This window comes from Peribacillus sp. FSL K6-5616, assembly GCF_038008245.1.
Classification (GTDB): Bacteria; Bacillota; Bacilli; order Bacillales; family DSM-1321; genus Peribacillus; species Peribacillus frigoritolerans.
In genome coordinates this window covers 108,509-131,453 of sequence record NZ_JBBOYT010000002.1, presented here as the reverse complement: position 1 = coordinate 131,453, position 22,945 = coordinate 108,509, and the positions used below count along the sequence as shown (strand labels likewise).

Genomic DNA, 22,945 nt, shown 5'->3' with positions numbered 1-22,945 from the left:
ATAAGTTTATGTGGGGGGATTTCTACGGTGTTTAATCGTTATATATATCACGTGGATATAGTTACCAAAGTAGACAACGATTATCATAATTGATACTATATGGATTGGTGATGCATATGAAAGTACATGAAATAACAATTGATACAATTGATGGTGAAGGGACTCGTTACATATTAGTTGACGGTGAAGGTGAGCCAGTCATTCCAGTAATTAAATACTTAAAGTATATGGATAATATAGGAAGATCAGTTTTTACCTTACGATCTTATTGTTATCACTTAAAATTATATTTTGAGTATTTAGTGGAAAAGGAATTATCATACGAGTCCGTTTCCATTGAAGATGTAGCTAGATTCATAGGTTGGCTAAGAACTTCTCATAAGTCAGAAAAAATCACTACGATAAGGCCAATTAACTCGGTTCGTTCTGAGAGAACAATCAACACTATATTAACCTGTGTAATGTCCTTCTATGATTTTTTAGACCGGTTGAACATGCTTGAAAATGGATTAAAGGAATCTAGCACTAAAAAGATTTCCTCACGCAATAGAACCTACAAACCATTTTTGCATCATATATCAAAAGATAGATTAATAGACAAAAATATATTAAAGGTTAAAGAAACAAAAAGGCAGATAAAGACATTAACGCAAGGACAAATACAAACTATACATGACAATTGTACTAACGTAAGAGATGAATTATTAATACGAATATTATATGAGGGTGGCTTACGTATAGGGGAAGCGATCGGGCTTGAAATCGAAGATTTTAATATTATAAAAAACACTATTAGAGTTAAAAAGTCAAAGACTGCTGCTGGTGAAAACAGAATCGTTTTTGTAAGCGAAGAAACGATGAATCTATTCCAAGACTACCTAATTGATTACCATGCAAATGAAGTAGACTCCAACCATGTATTCATAAAATTACAAGGTCCTAACAAAGGATATCCACTAAGCCGGAACACCGTAGAATCGATGATTAAAAGAATAAGGAAAAAGACGGGAATAGATTTTACCCCTCATATGTTCAGACATACTTTTGCATCAGAACTACATGCAAAGGGTGTAGAAATTTCCGTCATACAAAAGCTATTAGGTCATGCACAGGTTCAGACCACCATAAATACATATGTACATATTAACGAAGATCAACTTCGAGAAAGTTACACGCAAGCAATAGAGAACAGGAACACCAAGAAAGAATAACAGTGAGAGAAGGATTTTATGCATATAGATACTTTTCGATTAGCTATACAAGTCCGTTACATATTAGAAAATCTAACTGGTTATTGGGCCGAAGATGTATGGAATATAGAACAATGTCCTATCAAGTATTCAGGCCAGATGAAATTTAAGGCGAGAAATATGAATTTTGCAAAAATGAAAAATCCTAACATCCGGAACGAAGTAAAGTTTTATTTTTCAGTGAGACTACAAAATAAAACCTATCGCCATGCATCTCTTTGGGACGGATATTATCCTGCCGTTAAAACATTGGCTGAATTTATTTCTCTAAAATACCCCAATTCAATTTCGATTCTCGATATCAACAAGGATAAATTTCTTTTAGAATATCGCACATTTTTAGCTTCGCGAAATTTACCCATAGTTTATCAAGGAAAAAACGCAATAGGTAATAAAAAATACATAAAAGCTTCAATTTATATCAATCTCTATAATCAAATATACGAATTTTTTTCAGATTATTATGATAATAGAAATGAAATCGAAAAAGACCGATGGGATGTCCGCAAATTATCCATTGATTTTAACCAAACCAGAGGTGAATACACTATTTCTTTCGGAACGGTTGTCACACCGTTTCGAAAATGGGTTAAAAAATACCTGGAGCAACGGATGGTCATACAGCAAAACTTAAGTTTCGCTCGTTCAAGAAGTATAATCTCTCCCCTATCAGCATTTTTTAAATTTATCGCCGTAAGATATCCTGAATGGGATGACTTGAGTTTATTGTCACGTAATGACATCTTGTCTTTTATGCAGCATTTACGGACATTGCCACTCAAAGGAAACAGCAAAAACACCATCGAAGAACAAATGAAGAACAGAATTAGAGTATATTTGTACGAAGTTCAAGCCTACATATCTTATATCCAAAGGCTGGAATGGGATTTTTCGCCCAAGAAGCCGATAAATCACTTGATTTTCCCGGAAGATTTTCCTAAGAAGGAACGGATGAAAGCCGAAGATATCAAGTATATACCTGACGATGTCTGGGAACAGATTCTTGAAAATCTTTCTGAATTAAATGCTCATTATGTGCCAATTCTGTTAGTACTTGAAGCATCTGGGTTCCGTATATCCGACACCCTTTTATTGAAGAAAAACTGTCTAGAAAAGAAAAGTGACGGCTGGTGGTTAGTCGGAGATCAAAGAAAAGTGAACTATACTAATCATAAAGTTCCCATCACTGATGATATAGCAGACGTAATACATGCTCAAGTCAAATTAATGGATACTGAATCATCAGATTCAAATCAAAGAGACCTCCTTTTTCCAAATATAGACGGGAGGAGAAAAAGTCTTCCGATTTCGGCAAAAGTGTTTAACGATAACTTGAACAAACTTACCCATCGTTGTCAGATTAGGGACAGTTCAGGAGAAATCTTTCATATAAAAAATCATGCCTTTAGACATAGATATGGAGTGAACATGATTAATAACGGGATGAACATCCTCCATTTACAAAAGTTGATGGCTCATGCAAGCCCAGAAATGACACTAATTTATGCACAAATTCATGATAATACATTAAGGGAAGAGTGGGAGAAAGCGCGATCTAAAGGGGCCGTGATGCTCTCTCCTAATGGCAACATTATTAAAGCAGATTTAGAAGGTCAGGCAAAAGAAAATGGCTTAGAACTTGAGTGGATACGACATAACATGGACTCTATTAGGTTGGATCATGGTTTTTGTATTAAGAGTCCAAAACTAACTTGTGACTTTTTGGAACAAACGTTGGAACCACCCTGCATAAAAAATAATTGTAGGAGTTTCCATGCGGACCATACATTCTTGAATTACTACAAAGAGCAAATTTCAAAAATTATATCTGACATTGAGATTTACAAAAAATCGAATAGGCTTAGATCCATTGAATTGATACAGCCGAAGTTAAAACGTTATAAGGAAATTGCATCTTCGCTTGAGGCAGGCGATGGTATTTATGGTTTAAGCAAGGATCGTAGGGAGTATATGAAAAAAGAAAGAAATGAGGTTTAAACGACAATGGGCAATCAAAAGCCTAATGTATCTGGACTTATAAATAATGCGAAAGAAAAAAAGGAAAAAACACTTAAAAAAGTCGAACAGTCCATAAAACAAATGATCAAAACTCAACAAAAAATAAATTTCAATTCAGTAGCAACACACTCTGGGGTTTCTAAAACCTACCTTTATAAAAGCCCAAATCTTAAAGAAAGGATTGAATATCTTCGTAGCCAACAGGAAGGTATATTGAGCATTAAACAAGTCAAAAGAAATGTATCAGAAGAATCAAAAGACGTGATAATTGCTAGTCTACGCAAGAGAGTTAAAGAATTAGAAAAAGAATGTCAGGAACTAAAAGATAAGGTTAAAATCAACTACGGAAAAATTTATAACAATATTTAAACATTACTGTTACTTACAATGTTCCCTACTTTAGCTAAACTGCCCGTTTAGTTGAGTAGGATTATTAATATGACAGAGGATTAAGACCACAAAAAATGTGGTCTTAAGTGAATTACAAGGCAATTCTACGATTGAATAACTTATTAATGGCTAATCTTATCTTTTCTCTAGAAACTCCTACATCACTCAATACCATTGCGTAATAAAGCCACTCTAAGACTAACAAGTCTAGAATAACAATAGAATTAAATTCTTTATCGATATTACCATGGGCAATATTATTCCTTTGTGTTTGAATTCGTTCGGAAATTTCCGTGTATTTTACATCTGTCAAACCATTCCAGCTGTATATTGGATTAATAAACACCTCTAACACATCATTAAATTCCGATAAAGCCCAATTAATTTTATCTGATAATGTCAAGTCACTTTTTAACAACAAATTTTTATAGCTCTTAAAATACTTTTTCCTTTTACCAGTGTTTTGCTCAATTCTTTCATCCAAAAATGCTAAAATCTCTTCCTTTTGTTCCTTGTACTTATCTTCACTTCTATTGCTTATTTCATTATAGAAGGATCGAAATTGCCATTCGAAACCGGCGGTTGCCATAATAAAACGAGAAGTTGTTATTCTACTGTTCTCAACTGAATTTTCAGGAATGTGTGATATATATATTGTATTTTCCGCCAGTCTTTCAAACAGCTTCCCTAAATTATCCTCTATAAGGGGTAAATCAATTAATCGATCTTGAATCAATTTTTCCTCTTCAGAACGTTCCGTATTAATTTCGTTTATGTAAAGCTTACCAACTTTTTGATACTTACCTGTTTCTTCAATTTTCTTTTTTAAAATGATTGGTTTGAAAGTAGTATTTTTTCTATATGTAATAAATTTTAGAAACCTATTAGAAACATTTATCAATCTTTCTACAAAATTAAATTCATTTGTAGGTTCAAAATAAAAGTTCATATCCGTTTGCAATCGGATTGGCATGGTAGATATAAACGAGAAATTTCTTGAGACATTTAAATTAACTTGTATAACCTGATTTTCAAAATTAAATTTAAAACGTTTTTCGGTATTTTTATAAGGTTCAATTCTTACTTCTGATTGCCCCGAATCAGGTGCAATTGTAAATGAATACGATTGTTTAACGTTATGGAACCAATTAAGTTCGTCCGAATTGATTTGTACCCCATCAAAGGCAGTTTCTTCTTTCTCATACAATATATATGAATGTAATGAAGCACTGTGTGTTTTAGCTCCGGTTTGATTTATGCTCACAATACTAAAATGTATCTGGTTTCCATTTTCGAAGTCATTTCCTTTTAAAACATTAGGAACATCTTTTTTAGATTTAGTATCATTAAACAAAAAATCCAAATCATCAATATATATACTATCTCTATTTTCAATTTCTTCGATTTCAAGGGTGAAGTCTTTTAGTTTAAATACACAATTTTTGTTCTTATATTTCATTAATCCTATTATCAATTACAAAACCCCTTCAATTGAATTTCGGTTATAACCAACCCATTACTACATTCTACAAGTAATTGGCATTCCCCTTTGTTTTCTTATTTGATAAACGGGGCAGGTTAGTTTAACAAGACAACATTAAATTAATAACGTTATTTAACCATAAGTGTTAAAATAAGGATAAAAAGATTAGGAGAAAAAAATGAGTTCCTTGAATGTTTTTATTGCTTTTGGTGCAGGAGTTTTATCCTTTATATCACCGTGTTGTCTGCCCTTATATCCTGCATTTTTATCTTATATTACTGGTGTTTCAGTTACAGACTTAAAAGATGAAAAAAAGAAATTTAATCAAAAGTCAATGCTACATACCTTTTTCTTTTTGGTTGGTTTTTCTATTATTTTTGTAGTTTTAGGGTTATCGACAACCTATCTTTATAGCCTTTTTTATCAGTATAGTGACTTAATTAGGCAATTAACTGCAATCTTAATAATAATTTTCGGTTTGATTATTGTAGGTATTTTAAAACTAAAATTCTTGATGGTTGATAGGAAAATATCATTTAAAAATCGTCCATCAGGTTATTTAGGATCTGTTTTAATCGGACTAGGATATGCAGCTGGCTGGACTCCTTGCGTAGGACCGATATTAGGTGCTGTTATGTCCCTTGGTTTATATACTGGTCAGGGTTTATTATATATGACTGCTTATATACTTGGGTTTTCTATTCCGTTCTTTATTATGTCATTCTTTATTGGCAGGTCAGCGTGGATTAAAAAATACAATCGAAGTATAGTCCAATTTGGTGGATATTTAACAATTATTATGGGTTTTGTTCTATTTTTTGATTGGATGACTATTATTACTTCATTTCTAACAAATAACTTGTTTAGAGGCTTTACAGGGTTTTAAATGAATTAAACGTTAATTCCATTAGGAGGTTTCTTAATGATGAAAAAAGTGATTGCAGCAGTTCTGTTAATTACTTTATTTACAGTAGCGATTGTGAAAGCAATGGAAAACAAGATAGAACCCGATAATACGAGTCAAAAAACAGCCAATTTTAGGAGTTTTAAAATGGGTTCCATAGCCCCTGATTTTGAACTAAAGACACTATCTGGAGAAACAGTAACACTATCTGAGTTTAAAGGGAAAAAGGTAATACTGAACTTTTGGGCAACCTGGTGTAATCCTTGCAAGGTTGAAATGCCAGAAATCGAAAAATTTCACAAAAAACATGGTAAAGATGTTGTGATTTTGGCAGTCAATATTGATACTTATTCAGATGTCAAAGGTTTTGTCAAAAAAAATCATATTACATTCCCAATTCTTCTTGACTCAAAGAATAAGGTAAATGAACTTTATCCAGTATTTAATATTCCTACTACCTTTTTTATTGACAGTAAAGGACTTGTTCAGAATAACTATAGTGGTTCAATGAGTGTTGATATTATGGAAAACTTATCTAATAAACTAAATTAAGCAATACATAGAAAAAAGGATTTCACTAATTTTTGCAATGTTTTGGGTTGATAAAAGAAGCAGATTGTGAAGGATTGTACTTAAACTAACGGGGCAGGATAGTTCTATAAGGGGCAACGAAAGGGAAATGCGGATTTACAACGATAAGGAAGTCTCGAACATAAAAAAGGCGATTTCCAGTTTCTTAAGAAATTGCCTTTTTATTTGGTTTTACTAAAGCTACCCGTTAGTGAAAATTTTTCTTGTATTCGAACTTTTTTAATTGATATTTACTCCTTTCGTAATTTCAATAATTTAAATTGATAAGAAAGGTATGGCAGGCCGGGGAAGATAAGAATGATAAGTGAAATTATCCCCAATACTTGAGAAAAGTTCCCAATACTTTCAGGTACCCATCCCCAATTACTAAAGACACTAAGCAACCAAAATATAACGGTAGAAATGAAGAATGGAAGAGAAGCTTTCCCCATATGATTCTTTTCTCGTTCATATTTTTCAACAATAGTGGGTCTGTCGGTATAGATTGGCTTGGTTCCTGTAGGGGCACTAAATATATGAATTTCATTACTTACAGAACATACATGTGACCATCCAGCAACTTCAAAGAAGGCTAAATATTCATCATCTACTTCTTTTTGATAATCCAGTGAATACTCAATGTTTTTACGTTTGCCTTTTCTTAGCTTGTACCCTATCCCTGCAAATTTTTCTAAAACCCATCCCTCTTTTGCATATTCCGCAAGCTTTTTCATCTCTTTTTCTTCAAAAAAAGCTAAACCACCACTAGGAATATATTTAACTTTTTTCATGATAACTGCTCCCCTCTTCTTTTAAATACTTCTTCTGCATGTAATACCATTTCCCATCTTCGCTTTACTTCTTTTTTCAAAAGTTCAATGCCCTTTTCTGTTGCAATATAGGTTTTTCTTTTCGGATCATGATCATCAAACAGTTGAATTAATTCAGCAGCTAACAGTTTCTTGATTGTTGTATACATAGAGGCAGGTCCAATTGAAAATCGCTGATTAGTCATTTCTTCAATAGTTTGCATAATGAGGTAACCATGCTTCCCATCGACTAAAGACAATAAAATATAGTAAGCTGTGTCCGTCAGTTGGCCTATTTCTAATGAGACATTTCTCCCCATGATATTCCTCCTTTTTATATCATTAAATGATATATCATTTAATATAATGTATCGTTTAATGATATATAAGTCAATGGGATATCGTAGATTATTGATACTAAGGAAGTTAAACAAAAAGTAGGTAAAATGAAATTGTAACTTGGTGTATAGTAAAAAGAAAAATTCCCCTTTATATCAAAGGGTGGGAGGATCTTCAATAAGTAAGGTTGCGGAGGCACTCTTTTCTTATGGAACTAAAGGGGCAGGTTAGTTCCATAAGGATTACCTAAATATTAGATCTAATAGTAAAGTTGCGAATGGTGTTATCCATAAAAAAGTTTTTTTTGGACAGAATAAAAAGAAATAGGAATGAAAGAGGATCGGTATTATGGTTTCTTTTTTTAAACAAAAAGGACAAAAAAGCAAGAAGCAAAAGACAGACGAAAAAGATCAATCAATAAGTAAAATAACCCAAAATATTGACAGCTCTATAACAACCAATCTGGATATCGTGAAGCAAAAAACAGGAAGCAGCCCGGATATCATTATCCGAACGTTGAAAATCAGTCAAAATCCTCAAATTAAAACAACTATTTTGTATGTGCAGGGTCTGGTTGATAATCCAAGCGTTACAGACTTTTTAATTGAGTCCATCATGAAAAATCCTCATCTAAAAGAAAAGGTACTTCCACATGAAGCGCTGGAAGTGATCTCTAAAGATGTGGTTTCACTCGGCGGTGTAGAAACCGTCATGGACTGGGAAAAATTATTTTTGTCATTATTATCAGGTGATAGCATCATTTTTATTGATGGCATAAACATAGCCCTGGTTGCCAGTACAAAAGGGGGAGAAAGGCGTTCCGTTCAGGAACCAAGCACAAATTCGGTGGTCCGCGGGTCAAGAGAAGGATTTACGGAATCGAATGCAACAAACATAGCCCTGGTACGCCGCATCATTAACAGTCCGGATTTATGGATAGAGTCGATGAAAATAGGCACTGTGACAAATACGGATGTTTCCATTATGTATATAAATGGGATTGCAAAAAAAGGAATAGTCGAAGAGGTCAAAGAGCGCTTAAAAGGAATAAATATCGATAGTATTCTTGAATCAGGATATATTGAACAATTGATAGAAGATCAGGTCATGACCCCATTCCCTACCCTTGATCATACAGAAAGACCTGATAAGGTCGCTGGAGGTCTCCTTGAAGGAAGGGTAGCCATATTTGTTAACGGAACGCCTTTTGTCTTGTTGGTGCCTGCGTTATTTATTCAGTTCTTTCAATCTGTCGAGGACTACTATGCTCGCTTTGATATAGCCTCATCTATACGTTTTTTACGTATTTCTATTTTTTTATTTCGCTAATTGCCCCGGCTGCCTTTGTAGCAGCTACAACCTATCATCAGGAAATGGTTCCAACAGATCTGCTCATCATTCTTGCAGCGCAACGGGATCCCGTTCCTTTTCCGGCAGTTATCGAAGTATTCATTATGGAAATAACATTTGAAATCTTACGAGAAGCAAGCCTACGGATGCCCAAAGCCATTGGGGCGACTATGTCCATTGTTGGTGCTCTGGTGATTGGGCAGGCGGTAGTTCAGGCTGGACTTGTATCACCGGCAGCGGTCATCATCGTATCGATCACGGCCATTGCAAGTTTTGCGACCCCTGCCTATTCCATCGCAATTTCTGCTCGCTTGCTGCGGTTCGTATTTATCATTTGCGCAGGTACAATGGGTTTTTATGGTTTGATTTTAGCTTTGTTTGTCGTCGTAGTTCATTTATGTAGCCTACGTTCATTCGGAGTTCCTTATATGTCACCACTAGCTCCACTTAACCCGGAAGGACTAGGCGATACATTCTTCAGGAGACCAATGTGGGCGTATAAAGACAGACCCAAATTTTTAAGCTCCAATAATAATTTGAAAAGGGAAGGCGATAATCAAAGGCCACTGCCTCCTAAATCACGTGGAATGAAGACTTCTAACATGAAGAAGGGTGACGGCACTGAATCGTGACATGCTTTTACAAAACGGGTGAGTTAGCTGAAGATCAGAGCTGTCTTTAAAGCAGCCTTTTCTTATGTATGGAACCATCGGGGAAGGATAGTTTCACAAGCACAGTGTATTCGGACTGTGACTTGAATTTTTTCATTGTCTGAATAATAACAAATTAAAATAGGAATAATAAAAATTCTGCAATTTATTAGAAGTCTTATGTTTAATGAAAATTTTTCAATTTTATCAGCTGTTTATTGATATTATGAGAGGTGCTAAACCTGTTTTTAGTTAAAATAATTTCACTTTACATACTTATATTTCACTTTATTACTGCATCTATTTATATCTTTCGTTACTTTTCCCTTTAAGGGGAACTCGAGGTGATATTAATGTATGATACATGGGTTTATAAAAATTTCATCAATACAGGGTACTTCGTGATCGTAGTGATTGTCGTATGGATAGTACTATCCGTTCTCTTTATTAATTTTGTAACTAAAAAAGAATAATTCGTTATTTCATGGACTCCTATCTGCACAGTTTGTGTCTACTGTGTATTAACATAACATTAAAAAGGGATCATGTTTATCGCTCTGATAAATCCATGATCCTTTTGTACGTTGTATGGTGCAAATTAAAGAATAAAATCAAGCAATATTAAACATAAAATATACCACATATTAGGCTTCTCTAAGGCTTGATACAGGGCTTTGGAGTTCCCGGGAAAAAAAGCTTAACATTACTATGCCACCGAACTGGATTTACTATTCAAACAGTTGTCAGAACACACGAAAATCCCCGCAAGATTAGGCAATATCATTGGGGGGCTTCGTGAAAATAAAAAACTATGAGTGGACTATATCCTATGCCCATAGTGAAAAATGTGTTACTCACTATACACAAAAAAATAGGCCCCATACAGAATTAACTGCAGGAGGATGATGGATTCCATAAAGGACACTGTATCTATATATTCCCGGATAACAGAAAATATGTCCCTACTACAGAGAGTTAATGATTGGTTTTCTCTAAAAATACTAACCGGGTCCCTTGGGACGAACAGTTTAGGTGTATCAAAAAATATGCCACCGAACCCAATTTATTATTCAAAAGCTCCGCAAGATTAGGGGGCTTCGTTTCATACTTTTCCAATGCAAAAAAATGTGATGAGAAAATTCCAACAAATCTTCCGGTATTGTTTTTTGTTTTTCTATTTCCAGCATCTCCGTCAAAACCTCCCCTTTAGTGATCACCTTTATAAACCACAATTTTAGACTTTGATCGATGACTATCCTGGGACTAGTCATTCACCTAATTATTCTAATACTCTGACATCAACAGTTCCCAAATTATAAGATACCCTCAAAAGAACTAACTATTAAACGTAATGTTTTGAGGGTAAAGATAACAAAAGTGGAGGCGAATTGTCTTGGCTATAATAGATATTGACCAATTGCTTTTAGCTACTGAAGAAATTGGCGAAGAGTCAATTCCATTCCATCTCGATACATTTGACATTGATGAATTATTAGATAAAACGGATAACTGGGAAAAAAGCATCCCCTCAAAAAGGAGGATAAACATGACAACAAAAGAAAACAGATATCAAGATCTTCCTGAAGAATGGATTGAATTAGTAAAAAAAGCAATGAAATCAAATATAACTAAAGAGGAATTTAAGAAATTTTTAGAAGAAAAATTAAGAGTCAATAAAGACTAACTATTTTTAAATTCTCTCGAATAATCAGAACAGTTTTTATATGTGGCCCCAATATTAAAAAAAGGAGACTGCAACATTTGGAGAAGCGATATAAGATCTTTATAATGGCCTAATTGGTGCTATGGTCGATTGTTTTTAATTAACCATACTCATGTTTTGTATGGAAAGTTAGAAAAACGAAAACCCCCTATCCAAAAGGACAGGGGGTTTTCGGGGTAAATTAAGTGTTTTATTCAGATTTTTGGGCTGAAAATGCACTTTGCACTTGGCTTACTGCTGTTTGAGCTTGCGCAATCTCATTAAAAGCTTGTTTGATTGCTTCTTGAGCTAAAGTTGGGTCTGAAGATGATTTCTCAATTGCTTGAGTTAGTAAACTTTCTGTAAGGGTCACATTTGCTTTAGCTTGATTTAATTGGTTTACGTCAATTTGTTGTTGAGCCATTAGAATCTCCCCCTTTATAATGATTGAATTTATATCTTTACCTAGTTCAGTCTTTTTATAACCGGGAATATCCCCAAAAAAGTTTGTTTTATTTGACCAATTTTTTCTCTTCCTGTAGAAAATAGGATGTATATATATTACGCGTTTTAATTATCGGTACCGGTGTCAACGATTAAAGAATGATCTTTATCCGTTACGGCCGCATAAAAGATGTTATTGATTTCGTGAAATCCTTGGGTTAGAAATTCTTCCTGAAGCCATTTTTCATCCTTTTGGATTAACTTTAAATTTTTATGTTGGATTTTCCCTTCGACGACCATGGCAATCGGTAGTCCTTGATAGTCCGTTTCAATATTTAAGTGTCTAGGCGTTAAATTAACAACAGATTGGTTGGGCAATATACTAAGCTCTCCATTCGGTTCCAGAATCACATAATCGATATCCCGTATGTTCGGATATCCTGCAGCTCGAATGGTTGACAATAGCTCAACGAGAGAAAAGCGCGTTTTCCGTAAGTCTTTTTTGGAGATTTTCCCATGTTTGATCAAAATGCTTGGATGGCCAATTAACAGTCGATTTAACCTTCGAAAAAGACTTAATTTAGAAAACAACAGATACATGAAGACAATGGTAATTATTCCTGCAATGGTCTGTCCAATTCCGTTGGCTTTGATAGGACTGACGGACAATGTTACAACAAACACAATGGCCGCAAGATCAGGCGGGGTCAACTGAGCCAGTACAGTCTTTCCCATACAGCGCATGGCCACTATAACTAGACCAAAAAGAAGAATTAATTTCCCAATAAAAGTGAACATTTTCCAACCTCTTTTTTATGCTATCTAATCATACTGCCACAAAACCATGAAAACATACTTAGCATGTTGGACAGTTTGTATAAAATTGAAGAAAATCATACCTTCAAGCCAAGTTATCAAGCGTTTTATGAAATTAGTTATTTATTAAAATAGGAAAATCAACCGGTCGAAGGTGTAATGCAATGAAATCATTCAATCTCTAGGTCTACATGGTTCCATTCCTTACCTATTCGATGGGCTATCCATTAAAGATGTAATCAATCCAATCATACAAATAGTTAAGCCAGAAAAAAGGAAAGCTTTTAACTCTAACATTTTAAACGCCGACGTTACAATTAGACCATCTATCATGAAAATAACGACCCCTATATTTACGGACATAGCTTTCGATATAAATTGAGCTAACAAGTCGGTTCCTCCGGTACTTGCTTCATATCGAAGCATGATTCCTACTCCGATTCCAATTAATCCTCCTCCTATTAACATACTTGGAAAAATAGAAAGGGAAAATTGGTTTCTTAGAGGGGCTAACCAATCAATGAACATAGACGCAACAATTAAACCGAGAAAGCTATTATAAAAGAATGTTCGTTCATGGATCCAGGCGAATATACACAGAGGGATGCTTAAAAGGAACATCGCTAAACCTGTTGGAAATTCAAAGTAATAATGAATGATGAGGGCAATGCCTGTAATCCCTCCATCTAATAAATGATGGGGAACTAAAAAGCCGTTTATTCCGATACTCAATAATAGACTACCTATAAGAATAGCCATGATTTTCTGAAAAATATACATCACCTTTTATCATGTGTTTATGGCTAATATATGTACAAGCATATGATTTCAGAATGAGGCTAAGATTTGTAACTTAGTTGAAAGCAACTCTTTTTAAAAAGGGGCGTGACAAGTTGAATTTCCCTTTAGTCTACATATACATATAAAGTCTCCTTTTACTGGGAATACGTTTGATAACTCTTTGGGTGAGCTATAGGAGGCATTTATCTGCCTCCTATATTTTTGTAACTATTTAAATAAACCATGAACTTATAAAACCGATCATACAATCAACTTTTTAAGATGTGGGTAACGTTATCAATCGCTTTTTGTAGTTTTTCACTGTTTTCTTCATATATCTGCTTGGCTTCTTTATTTTCTGTTCCTAGTGCAAATAGTTCTAAGTCTGCTTGGCATTTTTTCATAGTCGAAAGAAGTAAAGGCCTTTCTTGAGGAGATGGTACTTGCAATATATCATCAAAAAGATCCACCGTTAGTTCTCCATAAGAATTTATTTGTCCAAGAAAGACATTTTCAATGGTGACCCCTAATTTTTCTAATTCAGTATGTAACCAACTTCGACTTCGCCCAATCGTCGCAAGTGGTTCATCCAATATTTCCCCATCCATTATGACGGTCTGAGGCTCTTTGACGGAAGCAACCACCAAGTTTAAATCCTTTGCCGTTAAAGGCTGGTTCTCTTTCTTTAACATAACGGATAAATCTCCGGTTGCCTCTAATACCGCAAATTCCACATCAGACACCTGAAAAGCATCCTTCTTTCGAAGTAACTCTAACAATTCATCCGTTGTATATCTTTCCTTCTTCAAGTTATCTTCCATGATTTTTCCATCTTTGATAAAAACCGTTCCTTTTCCTTCTACAAGGTCCCGAACCATTTTGCTTTTCAAAGAAATGACTCCAATTAAAAAAGATATGGCCGCAGTAGTTACAATTCCTATAACCCCCACTGAAATATTTCGTTCAAGTCCCGTAATCACTTCTGCCCCAATACTACCTATAGTTATACCAACTACATACTCAAAGTAAGACAGTTGAGATAGCTGCTTTTTACCTAACAATTTAGTTACTAAAAAAAGGATAACAAGAAATAACAAAGCCCGTATAAATACATCTAACCAATCAGGCATTACTTAACCCCTCCTTTTTATACGTTATTTTAAAACCCTTTATACTGGAATTCCTCATTCTCCAATTCTCCTACCCTTTTTTTCAAATCTGTTACTATTTCGTTCACATCCATCATCGTTTCATGCAAGATTTGTTTGGATTCGTTTTCTTGAGTTCTTAATGCTAAACTCGATAGACTAGCTTCTACGCCTTTTAGGCTGGCAAGACATTGCTTTACTTCCGATCCGATGGTCATCTTACATCCTCCCTTATCCCTTTGGTTTAAAAATCAAGGCTCCTAACATGCCAAAAATGATGGCAGCTGAAATGCCGGCACTGGTCACTTCAAACATTCCTGTAAGTACACCAACTAACCCGTGTTGTTCGGCTTCTTGCAAGGCCCCGTGTACAAGTGAATTTCCAAAGCTAGTAATAGGAACAGTTGCTCCTGCCCCAGCAAAATCTATTAAGGGTTCATATAAACCTACCCCATCTAAAAAAGCACCAATTACGACAAGGGCACTTAACGTATGTCCCGGTGTCAGTTTAAACACATCAAACATAATTTGCCCAATAACACAAATTAAACCACCTATGACAAAAGCCCAAAAATAGATCATGTCTATTGTTCACCCCCGTATTCAATCGACACCGCATGGGCGATACAAGGAATCGTTTCATTTTGCTGATAGGATAGAGGAGATAATAAGGCCCCTGTTGCTACCACTAACATTCTTTTAAATTCACCTTTTTTCATTCGGTTTAATAAATGACCATAGACGACTGTTGCTGAACACCCTGCGCCACTGCCTCCTGCCAAAACCGGTTGTCCTTCCCGATAAATCATTAATCCGCAGTCCTGAAACTGATCTTCCCTAATAGGGGTTCCATGCTTTTTAAATAAATCAAGGGACACTTCACGGCCAATCTGACCAAGATCCCCGGTGACAATTAAATCGTAATAAGATGGATCAATGTTTCGTTCCTTTAAATGAGCTTCAATGGTATCAACGGCAGCTGGAGCCATAGCCCCTCCCATATTAAAAGGATCCGTCAACCCCATATCGATGATACGGCCAATTGTTGCAGAAGTGACACGTGGTCCATCCCCTGAATTACTTAGTAAAGCCGCACCAGCCCCCGTCACGGTCCATTGTGCAGTAGGTGGTTTTTGTCCCCCGTATTCCGTTGGATAACGAAATTGTTTTTCAACAGCTGTATCATGACTAGAAGCCCCTGTTAATAAATATTGGGCTCCGTTTGTATTGACAATATAGGCGCCTAAAGCTAATCCTTCCATGGAGGTAGAACAAGCACCAAACAACCCAAAATAAGGGGCTCCAATTGTTCGGCTCGCGAAACTGGTCGGAGTAATTTGATTGATTAGGTCTCCGGCAAGGAGAAACTGAACCTGTTCCTTTTGAATTCCGCCTTTTTCCATGGCTTTTTGACAAGCTTCTTCAAAAATTATTTTATGAGCTTTTTCATAGGAATCCTGATTAAGCCATAAATCGGCATGCAGAAGATCAAAATCTTCCGCGATAGCTCCATCTGCTTCAAATGGCCCTCCGACTGTACCTGTAGAAATAATCACGGGCTTTTGTTCGAAGACCCATGTACGATGACCTTCTAACATCACAAACCACCCCACTGTATAAGAATTGTTTTAATCAAGGCAATGACAAACGCCGAAAAGACGCCAAATAGAATAACCGATCCTGCGAGTTTAAACATATTACCGCCTACCCCTAATACGAACCCTTCAGTTCGGTGTTCAATCGCTGCTGAAATGACGGCATTGCCGAAACCAGTAACCGGTACAGCCGTCCCAGCCCCGCCAAATTGAGCCATACGATCATAGACCCCGAAACCTGTAAGAAGCATCGTAATAAAAACTAAAGTCCCTACGGTTGGATTTCCAGCTGTTTGGTCCGTAAAATCAAAATAATAAATATAAAAGGCAGAAATGAGCTGTCCGATCAGACAAATAAGGCCTCCTGTTAAAAATGCTTTTATGCAATTTTTAACCACTGGTCTTTTTGTTTCTCGATGTTTTTGAATCCCTTGATATTCTTGTTGAACAGGTGTCAATTGTTTCTTTTGTTTATTCGACATGGTCCGACTCCTCTTTCTCCTTAGGTTTTTTCTTTCATCAGACTTTTGATTTTATTAAAATCCTTTTCTACTTCCTTCCGATTTGTGTTATCCTTTTGGATTTTTTGTTCTAATTGATCAAGTTCCAAATACATTTTTGAATCGGTCGAAACCAAGATTTTATGATCTGGATAGTCTTTTTCCAAGTCTGATTTCACGCTCTTTTCGATTTTCTTTAATCGAAAACGATCAAAGTTTTCGACTTTGATCGCTATCAATAGCTCTTTATCCGTATTCACAGCCTTCACATCCGAAATGTCTTCCTCTGTGATAACCATCTTTTTTGCTTGATTCGCCACGGATTGATCGATTGACTTGCTTGTATGTACCTGTGAAATATTTAAATCCTCATGGCCCTCATCGGATTGAGGATTTCTATTACAACCTGAACCTAATCCGATAATAGTTAGTAATAAAAGAAAAATGATGAATTGGTTTATTTTATCTTTCATGAGATCACCCTTTGTTTATTATCATTGAAGGTAAAAAAGGTTGGTTGACACTCAACCAACCTTCCTTCTTAGCTTTTACATTATTGTTGTTTGTATTGGGGTTCTTCTTGTTCGATTTGTTGAATACGTGGTTCAATGCTGTCTATAACGGATTGAGTTTGTTTAGCAGCATCTTGGTAAAGCTGCTTTGCTTGTTCGTTGTCTGTCCCAAGAGAGAAGGTTTCAAAGCTAGCCTGAGCACTTTTTAAACCGGCAACAGTTGTCTTAACGTCATTAATTACTGTCATGAATAACACCTCCTTGTTTTATAAAAGGTTATTACTCTTTTAGAATGGTGAAAACAGAGCTTTATATACCTTCAAAATTTATCCACATTTTACATTTAAAATCCGCCATCAGAAGTAATTAAAAATAAATGACAAAATATATAAGAGCAACCGTATTCAAACGGTGCTCTATTTTATTGCTATAAACGATTCCAAACCCTCTTTAAATCTAATGGCACGAATACCTTATTACCATGTATTTCCTTATGTATGATGAGTTGTGAAAAGCATGGATCTACACTTAACCCTTCTGTTTTATGCCTAGCTGGATTTATTCCAAATAAATGTTTAAAGTCTTCGGGTAACTGCATAACATTAGCTCCTTTTTTATTTTTTATAAAGAACAATTCTTAATATATCCATCAAGAATATTTTTAGTGCAAATTTGAGTGAACAACACATCAATTTTCCCAAATAGTCAAAACCAACCAATAAGGGGGGTGAAAATTGAACAAAGTACATTTGACATTTATTGTTCCTTATGTGGGTACGTTAACCAGGACCACATGCAATATTGGAAGTATTCAGGCTAATGCCTAGTCCATGATAGTAATGGAACATAGTATAAAATTGTGGTCATTATAAATGGGGAAATCATAAAGAGGAGGTTTTTTGGAAATAGAAGAACAAAAACAATACCGGGAAGATTTGTTAGAATGGTCTAATCACATTTATTATCATTGGGAAAGTATGAAGCCGAGGTTTTCAAAACTCTTTGATATAGAAAGCTTAGAGGAATGGGAAGAGTCTTGTCGTGAATTAAAAGTAAAATTACAGGAAGATTTAAATGTGGATTTCGATGACTATCAGAAAGCTAAAAGCCTATATGAAAAGTGGGAACTGCTACATGGAGAATCACAGGGTTATGAAGAAAAAGAAGGGGTACTCGATGTGAGAAAGGTAGCTGAGCCACATGATTCTGATAAGGGAATAATAATGGTAAGTCAGGAGGTAAACGATACAGTGGAAGAACTTGATAAAGAATGGGTTGAACTTATTCAAATGGTTAATAACTTGAAAATACCGATACAAGAAATCAGAAATTTTGTATCAGACTATAAATGGGAATAAAGTTGATAAAAAAGAGAGTAACATCCAGATAACTCATGTTTTTCATATTCTTATCATTCATCTAAAACCATAACTGTTCATTTTTAGTGATTGATTGTACCAACTGATAAATACTTATCTATAAACAACAGTGAAAAGCTTTACATTTTTTCATTTTTCTAATAGTCAGTTATACTAAAATATTAAGAAGCATACATTAAAAAACCCCCGCCTGGATTTGGGGGCTGAACCCAAGATGGAATGTTTGAATAATTAATTGGGGTTGGAGAGATATTATTTACTGACCTTTCATCACCCTGTCTCAAGCCTGGAAATTTGATACAGGGTTTTATTTTTTTCCAAGGTTAGTGTGCAGGAGTGTCCTGGTCCCCCCGTAAGTATAAATAACTATTTAAATACTCGGTGGCAGGATATTTTAACATAGAACTTGGAAGTACAAGTTGGAGTTGTTATGTATATTTAAAAAAATTAAGTGTATTAAGCTAATCTTAAGTATTTACGTCCCTTTTTATGCGAGTAAACAAAAACTTAGAAATGTTTATTCTACGGACAGGATTGTGAAGGATTGTACTTAAACTAACGGGTGCGTTAGTTCATTAAAAACGGTTTTTAAACGACTTTATTATAGTTGATTTTGATAAAATTAGTATAGTATAAGGAAATATTTAACATCGTTCACAATTACTTGAACGGTGTTATTTGTGTTTAAGATCAAATTAAACAACTTTTATTGTCACTAAACAGGTGCGTTTTTCTTTGTTTATATGTGAATAAAGAATGGACAGTTATCCTATCACTCTTTTAGTTGTTTAAGATAAAGATAATTGCCTCAAAATCAGGCTTTCCTTGTTGGTCAGTTACGACAATTTCACCGTCAAGTACAGTTCCTTCCTGAATATTTACCTGAAGCAATTCAGAAAATTTAGAACTGACCTCATTGATGTGACGAGTGTACAACTTTACTCGATCATCAAACTTAGAAAGTATTAATCTGATACCATCAAGCTTGAGCTCAGTTATGAAATTATTATCGTCCTCGAAGGGTTGCTCTGTTTTGTGCAATAGCATAGGAGAAATAAACAAAGATACCACCTCTTAATAATTGTAGCATTGTTCGTTGAATAATTTTTAAGGTAGATAATGTAAAATCAAAAGACACATTTTCTAGCTAGTGATTAGCATTATTGGAAAAAGCAAGGTTCAAAATAATTCCAATCTAATGAAAAATCATCATAAATATACACTTATCTCCATTTCACTAACTATATTAACTGATTTATCATTTGACAATATTAAAACATAATCAACAAAACACAATATATAGTAGATTAAATATTTATTACATACCACATATTGTTTTTTAAGTTTCACTATGTTAAATTTAGGATAACTTGTTAAGCGAAACGGACATGTAAGACTACATATTGATTTTTGCAGCAGGAACGGATCTTGAACCATTTCTAATGAAAGGAGAAAATCGCAAATATTAGAATTGATAACGTTAGTTTATTTAGAGATAAATTAATTTAAGTTGGAGGGGTATAATGTCAATTCCCAAAGGTACTTTAGAAGCTTGGTCAAATCAAGGAGCAACAGCTACACCTAAAGCATTAAGAGAAAAAATAGAGAAAAAGTTAACAGGTGAAAAATCTAAAATTCAACGTAAAAATCAACTTGAAATATATTTACAGGGGTCCTATCGGAACAATACAAACATCTATGGTAATAGTGATGTAGATATCGTAGTTCAATGTGACTCAACTTTTTTTAGTGATTTATCTGAATTGAATACCCATGAAGTAAGTTTATATAAGAGCGCTTTTTCTGATGCTACCTATACATGGTCGGATTATAAACGTGAAATCATTGAAACATTAGAAGACGCTTTTGGGAAAGAAAGTGTAGAGATAGGAAACAAATCCATAAAAATTGACGATGGAAGCTACGAAGCTGATGTAGTGCCGTGCTTTGAATATAGAAAATATACATCATTTGGAGAGCTTGGATCTCAAAGAGAATATATCCCCGGTATTAGGTTCTTTACAACTAATGAAAACCGATCAGTTGTTAATTATCCTAAAGAACATTATTCCAAAGGTGCTAAGAAGAATCAAAGAGTAGAAAAACGATTCAAACCAACAGTTAGAATCTTTAAAAATATGAAAAGAAAGTTAATAGAAAAGGATATGATTAACAAAGAAGAAGTACCATCCTATTTTTTAGAAAATTTACTTTATAATGTACCAGATGAACTATTTGATAACAGTGAAACTAATAATAGAGTTTACAATATTCTAAAATGGCTTGGTGACAACAGATACTCACTCTCGGAATTTATCTGTCAGAATGAGCAAATTCACTTATTTGGCTCAAGCCAAGAACAATGGAATGAGGCAGATGCACAAAAGTTTATCAATCAAATCATCATACTATGGAATGAGTGGAGTTAATGCATGAGTATAGCATCGATGTAAATCATAACAAAATCATTTATTATTTAGCAGCATTATCCATTGGAATTTCTACTTTAATAACTAAAGTACTCAATTATTTTTTCCTAACCATACCATTTATTGAATTTACAGTATCACTTACTGCAATTTCTGTATTTGGTTTACTTTATACCCTTTTCGATAAATTTATTTGGAAATGGAAATGGCTTAATAAAATAGGGGTTGTGCAAACTCCTGATTTAAATGGAACTTGGAAGGGAACTTTTGTTTCCTCTTTTCACGATTGGAAAGAAAAATTTCCGGCCACTCTTATCATTGAGCAAACTTGGTCCGAAATATGTATTAGTGGAAAATTTAATGATTCTACATCTTCAAGTTATACAGCTTCAATTAAAGTGAGAAATGGGGGAGGTGTAAAGGTTTTCTATTCTTATCGAAATGATAAGAAGCCTGAGCGATCCGAATCAGTTTTTTCTGATCACAAAGGATATGGCTCTTTAGAATTAAATAAAGAGGAATTTATCCTTGAGGGGCAGTATTTTAATAATCCTTCAAATAACAAGAACCATGGAAAATTGAACTTACAGCGCATCTCTTAAAGTACGTCTTCAGTAATCCCTTTTATTATCGGGATAATTTGTAGCTATTTTATTTTATCGCTAATTACTATAAAAAAAGTAAAAACAAGTATAGGAACGTTCAAACTTTATTTCTAAGTTACACATGCCTAAAGGCACAAAGCAGGGTTAACCCTGCTAACGCCTTTAGGCTATTTATTATTCTTCAACATCCAATAATTTAATGATTTTCTTAATGACTTCCGTAGTATCTCCTTTTCTAAAGGCATCAATAAAATCCATGTAAAGGAGTTCAAGCACCCTTTCAATGGTGAAGCCATGGTTAGGATAAGTTTCCTCCATATCTGCCAGTATGATTTCACCACGAAGGGCATATTTCCGCCTCATCCTTACATGCAGGGGTTTTAGTTCCTCATGTTGTTCTTTGTGAATGAGTTTAAAAATGGAGTCCGATTTCTTTTCCAAAACAGCAGTCTTTCCAGATTCATGTTCTAATCTAGTGAGCACTTTAAAAATCTTCTTTAAATCGGGGTTTATCTTTGCCTCATAAAGAAAATCTTCGTATAGAAGCGTCAATAAAGTTCTTTGATCAAATGGTGTTTCAGTTATATCTTGAATATCTTCACAGAATACTTCGGCTCTTAAATAACTATTTAGGGGAACCTCTATGGATAATAAGATCATGGATGATTTATTCATTTTATGAAGCATTTTTCCGATAAAGTTAGTTGAACCTATAAGGGATAGTTCTTCATCTATAAGATTTACATGACTATATTTCCCCATCTGTTATGCCTCCTAATTGTTTCTTCCTTATAGCTTCCATAAAAATGCGATGTGCTGCCTGTCTGGTACTACAATTCCATTCCGTAGCATGTTCCCCTATTTTCTGAAAAGTCTCATGATCCACCTTACAATGGACGGTGGAGGGATGGTCTATATAGGTGACGTCAGGAAATACAAAAAGATTTTCAAGGCCGAATAAAATCAATTCTGTTCCTGTTTTGGTTTTAGACCCATGCCAATGTTTCCTAGATTCACGCAGTATAATTGTATTCATTGTTTCAGAAACAGGGATTTTGATATCATGCAGCTTATCAGACCGGACCTTTCTTTTTTGAGGTTCCGGGTTTCTTTTTTTGTTAGGGGAAAGGCTGGGATTCAAAGGCTTATCTCTTCTCATTGGCTTTCTCCTTTCAAAAAGCGTTTTACGTTTGGGTAGGTTGGTAAGTTGGTAACTCTATCCTCTAATAAAGAGGGGAGGGAGGTATATTATAATGGCTAAATGGCAAGGC

The 22,945-nt window shown here is 34.7% G+C and carries 25 protein-coding genes and 2 pseudogenes; 11 read left to right on the top strand and 16 right to left on the bottom strand.

The annotated features are described in order from the left end of the window. The first annotated feature begins 116 nt into the window (after window positions 1-116). The 3 genes from MHB45_RS27350 to MHB45_RS27340 are packed head-to-tail and all read left to right on the top strand — an operon-like array spanning window position 117 to window position 3,638. On the top strand, window positions 117-1,211 hold the full coding sequence (locus tag MHB45_RS27350) for a tyrosine-type recombinase/integrase (RefSeq protein WP_340908201.1): 1,095 nt from the start codon (window positions 117-119) through the stop codon (window positions 1,209-1,211). A gap of 18 nt (window positions 1,212-1,229) precedes the next feature. Beyond that, on the top strand, window positions 1,230-3,248 hold the full coding sequence (locus MHB45_RS27345; RefSeq protein WP_340908200.1) for a tyrosine-type recombinase/integrase: 2,019 nt from the start codon (window positions 1,230-1,232) through the stop codon (window positions 3,246-3,248). Window positions 3,249-3,254: 6 nt separating this feature from the next. Further along, window positions 3,255-3,638, top strand: coding sequence for a DUF6262 family protein (locus tag MHB45_RS27340; protein ID WP_340908199.1), 384 nt, complete (start codon window positions 3,255-3,257; stop codon window positions 3,636-3,638). A gap of 112 nt (window positions 3,639-3,750) precedes the next feature. On the opposite strand, the gene MHB45_RS27335 is transcribed toward MHB45_RS27340, so the two are convergent. Continuing rightward, on the bottom strand, window positions 3,751-5,133 hold the full coding sequence (locus MHB45_RS27335) for a HEPN domain-containing protein (protein ID WP_340908198.1): 1,383 nt from the start codon (window positions 5,131-5,133) through the stop codon (window positions 3,751-3,753). 187 nt (window positions 5,134-5,320) lie between these two features. Here MHB45_RS27335 and MHB45_RS27330 point away from each other — a divergent pair, with 187 nt between their 5' ends. Together MHB45_RS27330 and MHB45_RS27325 are read left to right on the top strand one after the other, a co-directional pair. Beyond that, window positions 5,321-6,028 (top strand): cytochrome c biogenesis CcdA family protein, encoded by a 708-nt coding sequence (locus MHB45_RS27330; RefSeq protein WP_340908197.1) that lies wholly within the window; start codon window positions 5,321-5,323, stop codon window positions 6,026-6,028. A 36-nt stretch (window positions 6,029-6,064) separates the two neighbouring features. Further along, window positions 6,065-6,598, top strand: coding sequence for a peroxiredoxin family protein (locus tag MHB45_RS27325; protein WP_340908196.1), 534 nt, complete (start codon window positions 6,065-6,067; stop codon window positions 6,596-6,598). Window positions 6,599-6,867: 269 nt separating this feature from the next. On the opposite strand, the gene MHB45_RS27320 is transcribed toward MHB45_RS27325, so the two are convergent. Both MHB45_RS27320 and MHB45_RS27315 read right to left on the bottom strand, forming a co-directional pair. After that, on the bottom strand, window positions 6,868-7,407 hold the full coding sequence (locus MHB45_RS27320; RefSeq protein ID WP_340908195.1) for a DUF2812 domain-containing protein: 540 nt from the start codon (window positions 7,405-7,407) through the stop codon (window positions 6,868-6,870). Further along, entirely contained in the window at window positions 7,404-7,745 is a 342-nt protein-coding gene (locus tag MHB45_RS27315; RefSeq protein ID WP_340908194.1) for a PadR family transcriptional regulator, read from the bottom strand. The genes MHB45_RS27320 and MHB45_RS27315 overlap by 4 nt, the downstream gene beginning before the upstream one ends. A gap of 367 nt (window positions 7,746-8,112) precedes the next feature. Between MHB45_RS27315 and MHB45_RS27310 the strand changes: the two are divergent. The 3 genes and pseudogenes from MHB45_RS27310 to MHB45_RS27300 all read left to right on the top strand — a co-directional run bounded on the left by MHB45_RS27310 (window position 8,113) and on the right by MHB45_RS27300 (window position 11,448). After that, window positions 8,113-9,746: pseudogene (locus MHB45_RS27310) on the top strand (spore germination protein). Between the two features lie 362 nt (window positions 9,747-10,108). Then, window positions 10,109-10,237, top strand: a complete 129-nt coding sequence (locus MHB45_RS27305) for a hypothetical protein (protein WP_286184887.1) — start codon at window positions 10,109-10,111, stop codon at window positions 10,235-10,237. A 920-nt stretch (window positions 10,238-11,157) separates the two neighbouring features. After that, window positions 11,158-11,448 (top strand): anti-repressor SinI family protein, encoded by a 291-nt coding sequence (locus MHB45_RS27300; RefSeq protein WP_048683842.1) that lies wholly within the window; start codon window positions 11,158-11,160, stop codon window positions 11,446-11,448. A gap of 229 nt (window positions 11,449-11,677) precedes the next feature. Here MHB45_RS27300 and MHB45_RS27295 read toward each other — a convergent pair whose 3' ends face one another. The 10 genes from MHB45_RS27295 to MHB45_RS27250 all read right to left on the bottom strand — a co-directional run bounded on the left by MHB45_RS27295 (window position 11,678) and on the right by MHB45_RS27250 (window position 17,509). Then, complete coding sequence (locus tag MHB45_RS27295) at window positions 11,678-11,890, bottom strand: hypothetical protein (RefSeq protein WP_048683839.1); 213 nt, start codon at window positions 11,888-11,890, stop codon at window positions 11,678-11,680. Window positions 11,891-12,036: 146 nt separating this feature from the next. Further along, entirely contained in the window at window positions 12,037-12,708 is a 672-nt protein-coding gene (locus MHB45_RS27290) for a DUF421 domain-containing protein (protein WP_072274015.1), read from the bottom strand. A gap of 222 nt (window positions 12,709-12,930) precedes the next feature. Then, on the bottom strand, window positions 12,931-13,506 hold the full coding sequence (locus tag MHB45_RS27285) for a YitT family protein (protein WP_105718886.1): 576 nt from the start codon (window positions 13,504-13,506) through the stop codon (window positions 12,931-12,933). 269 nt (window positions 13,507-13,775) lie between these two features. Beyond that, complete coding sequence (locus tag MHB45_RS27280; RefSeq protein WP_235443529.1) at window positions 13,776-14,636, bottom strand: DUF421 domain-containing protein; 861 nt, start codon at window positions 14,634-14,636, stop codon at window positions 13,776-13,778. A 29-nt stretch (window positions 14,637-14,665) separates the two neighbouring features. Continuing rightward, window positions 14,666-14,872 (bottom strand): DUF1657 domain-containing protein, encoded by a 207-nt coding sequence (locus MHB45_RS27275; RefSeq protein WP_048690123.1) that lies wholly within the window; start codon window positions 14,870-14,872, stop codon window positions 14,666-14,668. A 13-nt stretch (window positions 14,873-14,885) separates the two neighbouring features. Beyond that, a complete protein-coding gene (spoVAE, locus tag MHB45_RS27270) occupies window positions 14,886-15,236 on the bottom strand; it encodes a stage V sporulation protein AE (RefSeq protein WP_048690125.1) in 351 nt (116 codons plus the stop codon). A 2-nt stretch (window positions 15,237-15,238) separates the two neighbouring features. Further along, a complete protein-coding gene (spoVAD, locus tag MHB45_RS27265) occupies window positions 15,239-16,252 on the bottom strand; it encodes a stage V sporulation protein AD (RefSeq protein WP_048690131.1) in 1,014 nt (337 codons plus the stop codon). Beyond that, window positions 16,252-16,731: a stage V sporulation protein AC gene (spoVAC, locus tag MHB45_RS27260; protein WP_048683806.1), complete on the bottom strand. Its 480-nt coding sequence runs from the start codon at window positions 16,729-16,731 to the stop codon at window positions 16,252-16,254. The genes spoVAD and spoVAC overlap by 1 nt, the downstream gene beginning before the upstream one ends. Window positions 16,732-16,751: 20 nt before the next feature. Beyond that, window positions 16,752-17,222 carry a YhcN/YlaJ family sporulation lipoprotein gene (locus MHB45_RS27255; RefSeq protein ID WP_048683802.1) on the bottom strand — a complete coding sequence of 157 codons (471 nt, stop codon included), beginning with the start codon at window positions 17,220-17,222 and terminating at the stop codon, window positions 16,752-16,754. 80 nt (window positions 17,223-17,302) lie between these two features. Continuing rightward, window positions 17,303-17,509, bottom strand: coding sequence for a DUF1657 domain-containing protein (locus MHB45_RS27250; protein WP_048683800.1), 207 nt, complete (start codon window positions 17,507-17,509; stop codon window positions 17,303-17,305). Window positions 17,510-18,160: 651 nt separating this feature from the next. On the opposite strand from MHB45_RS27250, the gene MHB45_RS27245 reads away from it, so the two are divergent. Then, the gene (locus tag MHB45_RS27245; protein WP_048683791.1) at window positions 18,161-18,619 is read left to right on the top strand and encodes a hypothetical protein; all 459 of its coding nucleotides are present in this window, start codon (window positions 18,161-18,163) and stop codon (window positions 18,617-18,619) included. 819 nt (window positions 18,620-19,438) lie between these two features. On the opposite strand, the pseudogene MHB45_RS27240 reads toward MHB45_RS27245, so the two are convergent. Next, window positions 19,439-19,702, bottom strand: a pseudogene (locus MHB45_RS27240) (ATP-dependent DNA ligase); the annotation flags it as partial. A gap of 461 nt (window positions 19,703-20,163) precedes the next feature. On the opposite strand from MHB45_RS27240, the gene MHB45_RS27235 reads away from it, so the two are divergent. Continuing rightward, complete coding sequence (locus MHB45_RS27235; RefSeq protein WP_340908193.1) at window positions 20,164-21,069, top strand: nucleotidyltransferase domain-containing protein; 906 nt, start codon at window positions 20,164-20,166, stop codon at window positions 21,067-21,069. Then, entirely contained in the window at window positions 21,069-21,671 is a 603-nt protein-coding gene (locus tag MHB45_RS27230) for a Cap15 family cyclic dinucleotide receptor domain-containing protein (protein WP_340908192.1), read from the top strand. The genes MHB45_RS27235 and MHB45_RS27230 overlap by 1 nt, the downstream gene beginning before the upstream one ends. Window positions 21,672-21,848: 177 nt before the next feature. Here the strand turns inward: MHB45_RS27230 and MHB45_RS27225 are convergent, their stop codons facing one another. Beyond that, complete coding sequence (locus MHB45_RS27225) at window positions 21,849-22,436, bottom strand: hypothetical protein (protein WP_340908191.1); 588 nt, start codon at window positions 22,434-22,436, stop codon at window positions 21,849-21,851. Further along, window positions 22,423-22,833 (bottom strand): hypothetical protein, encoded by a 411-nt coding sequence (locus MHB45_RS27220; RefSeq protein WP_340908190.1) that lies wholly within the window; start codon window positions 22,831-22,833, stop codon window positions 22,423-22,425. Before MHB45_RS27220 ends, MHB45_RS27225 begins: the two co-directional genes overlap by 14 nt. Between the last annotated feature and the right edge of the window lie 112 nt (window positions 22,834-22,945).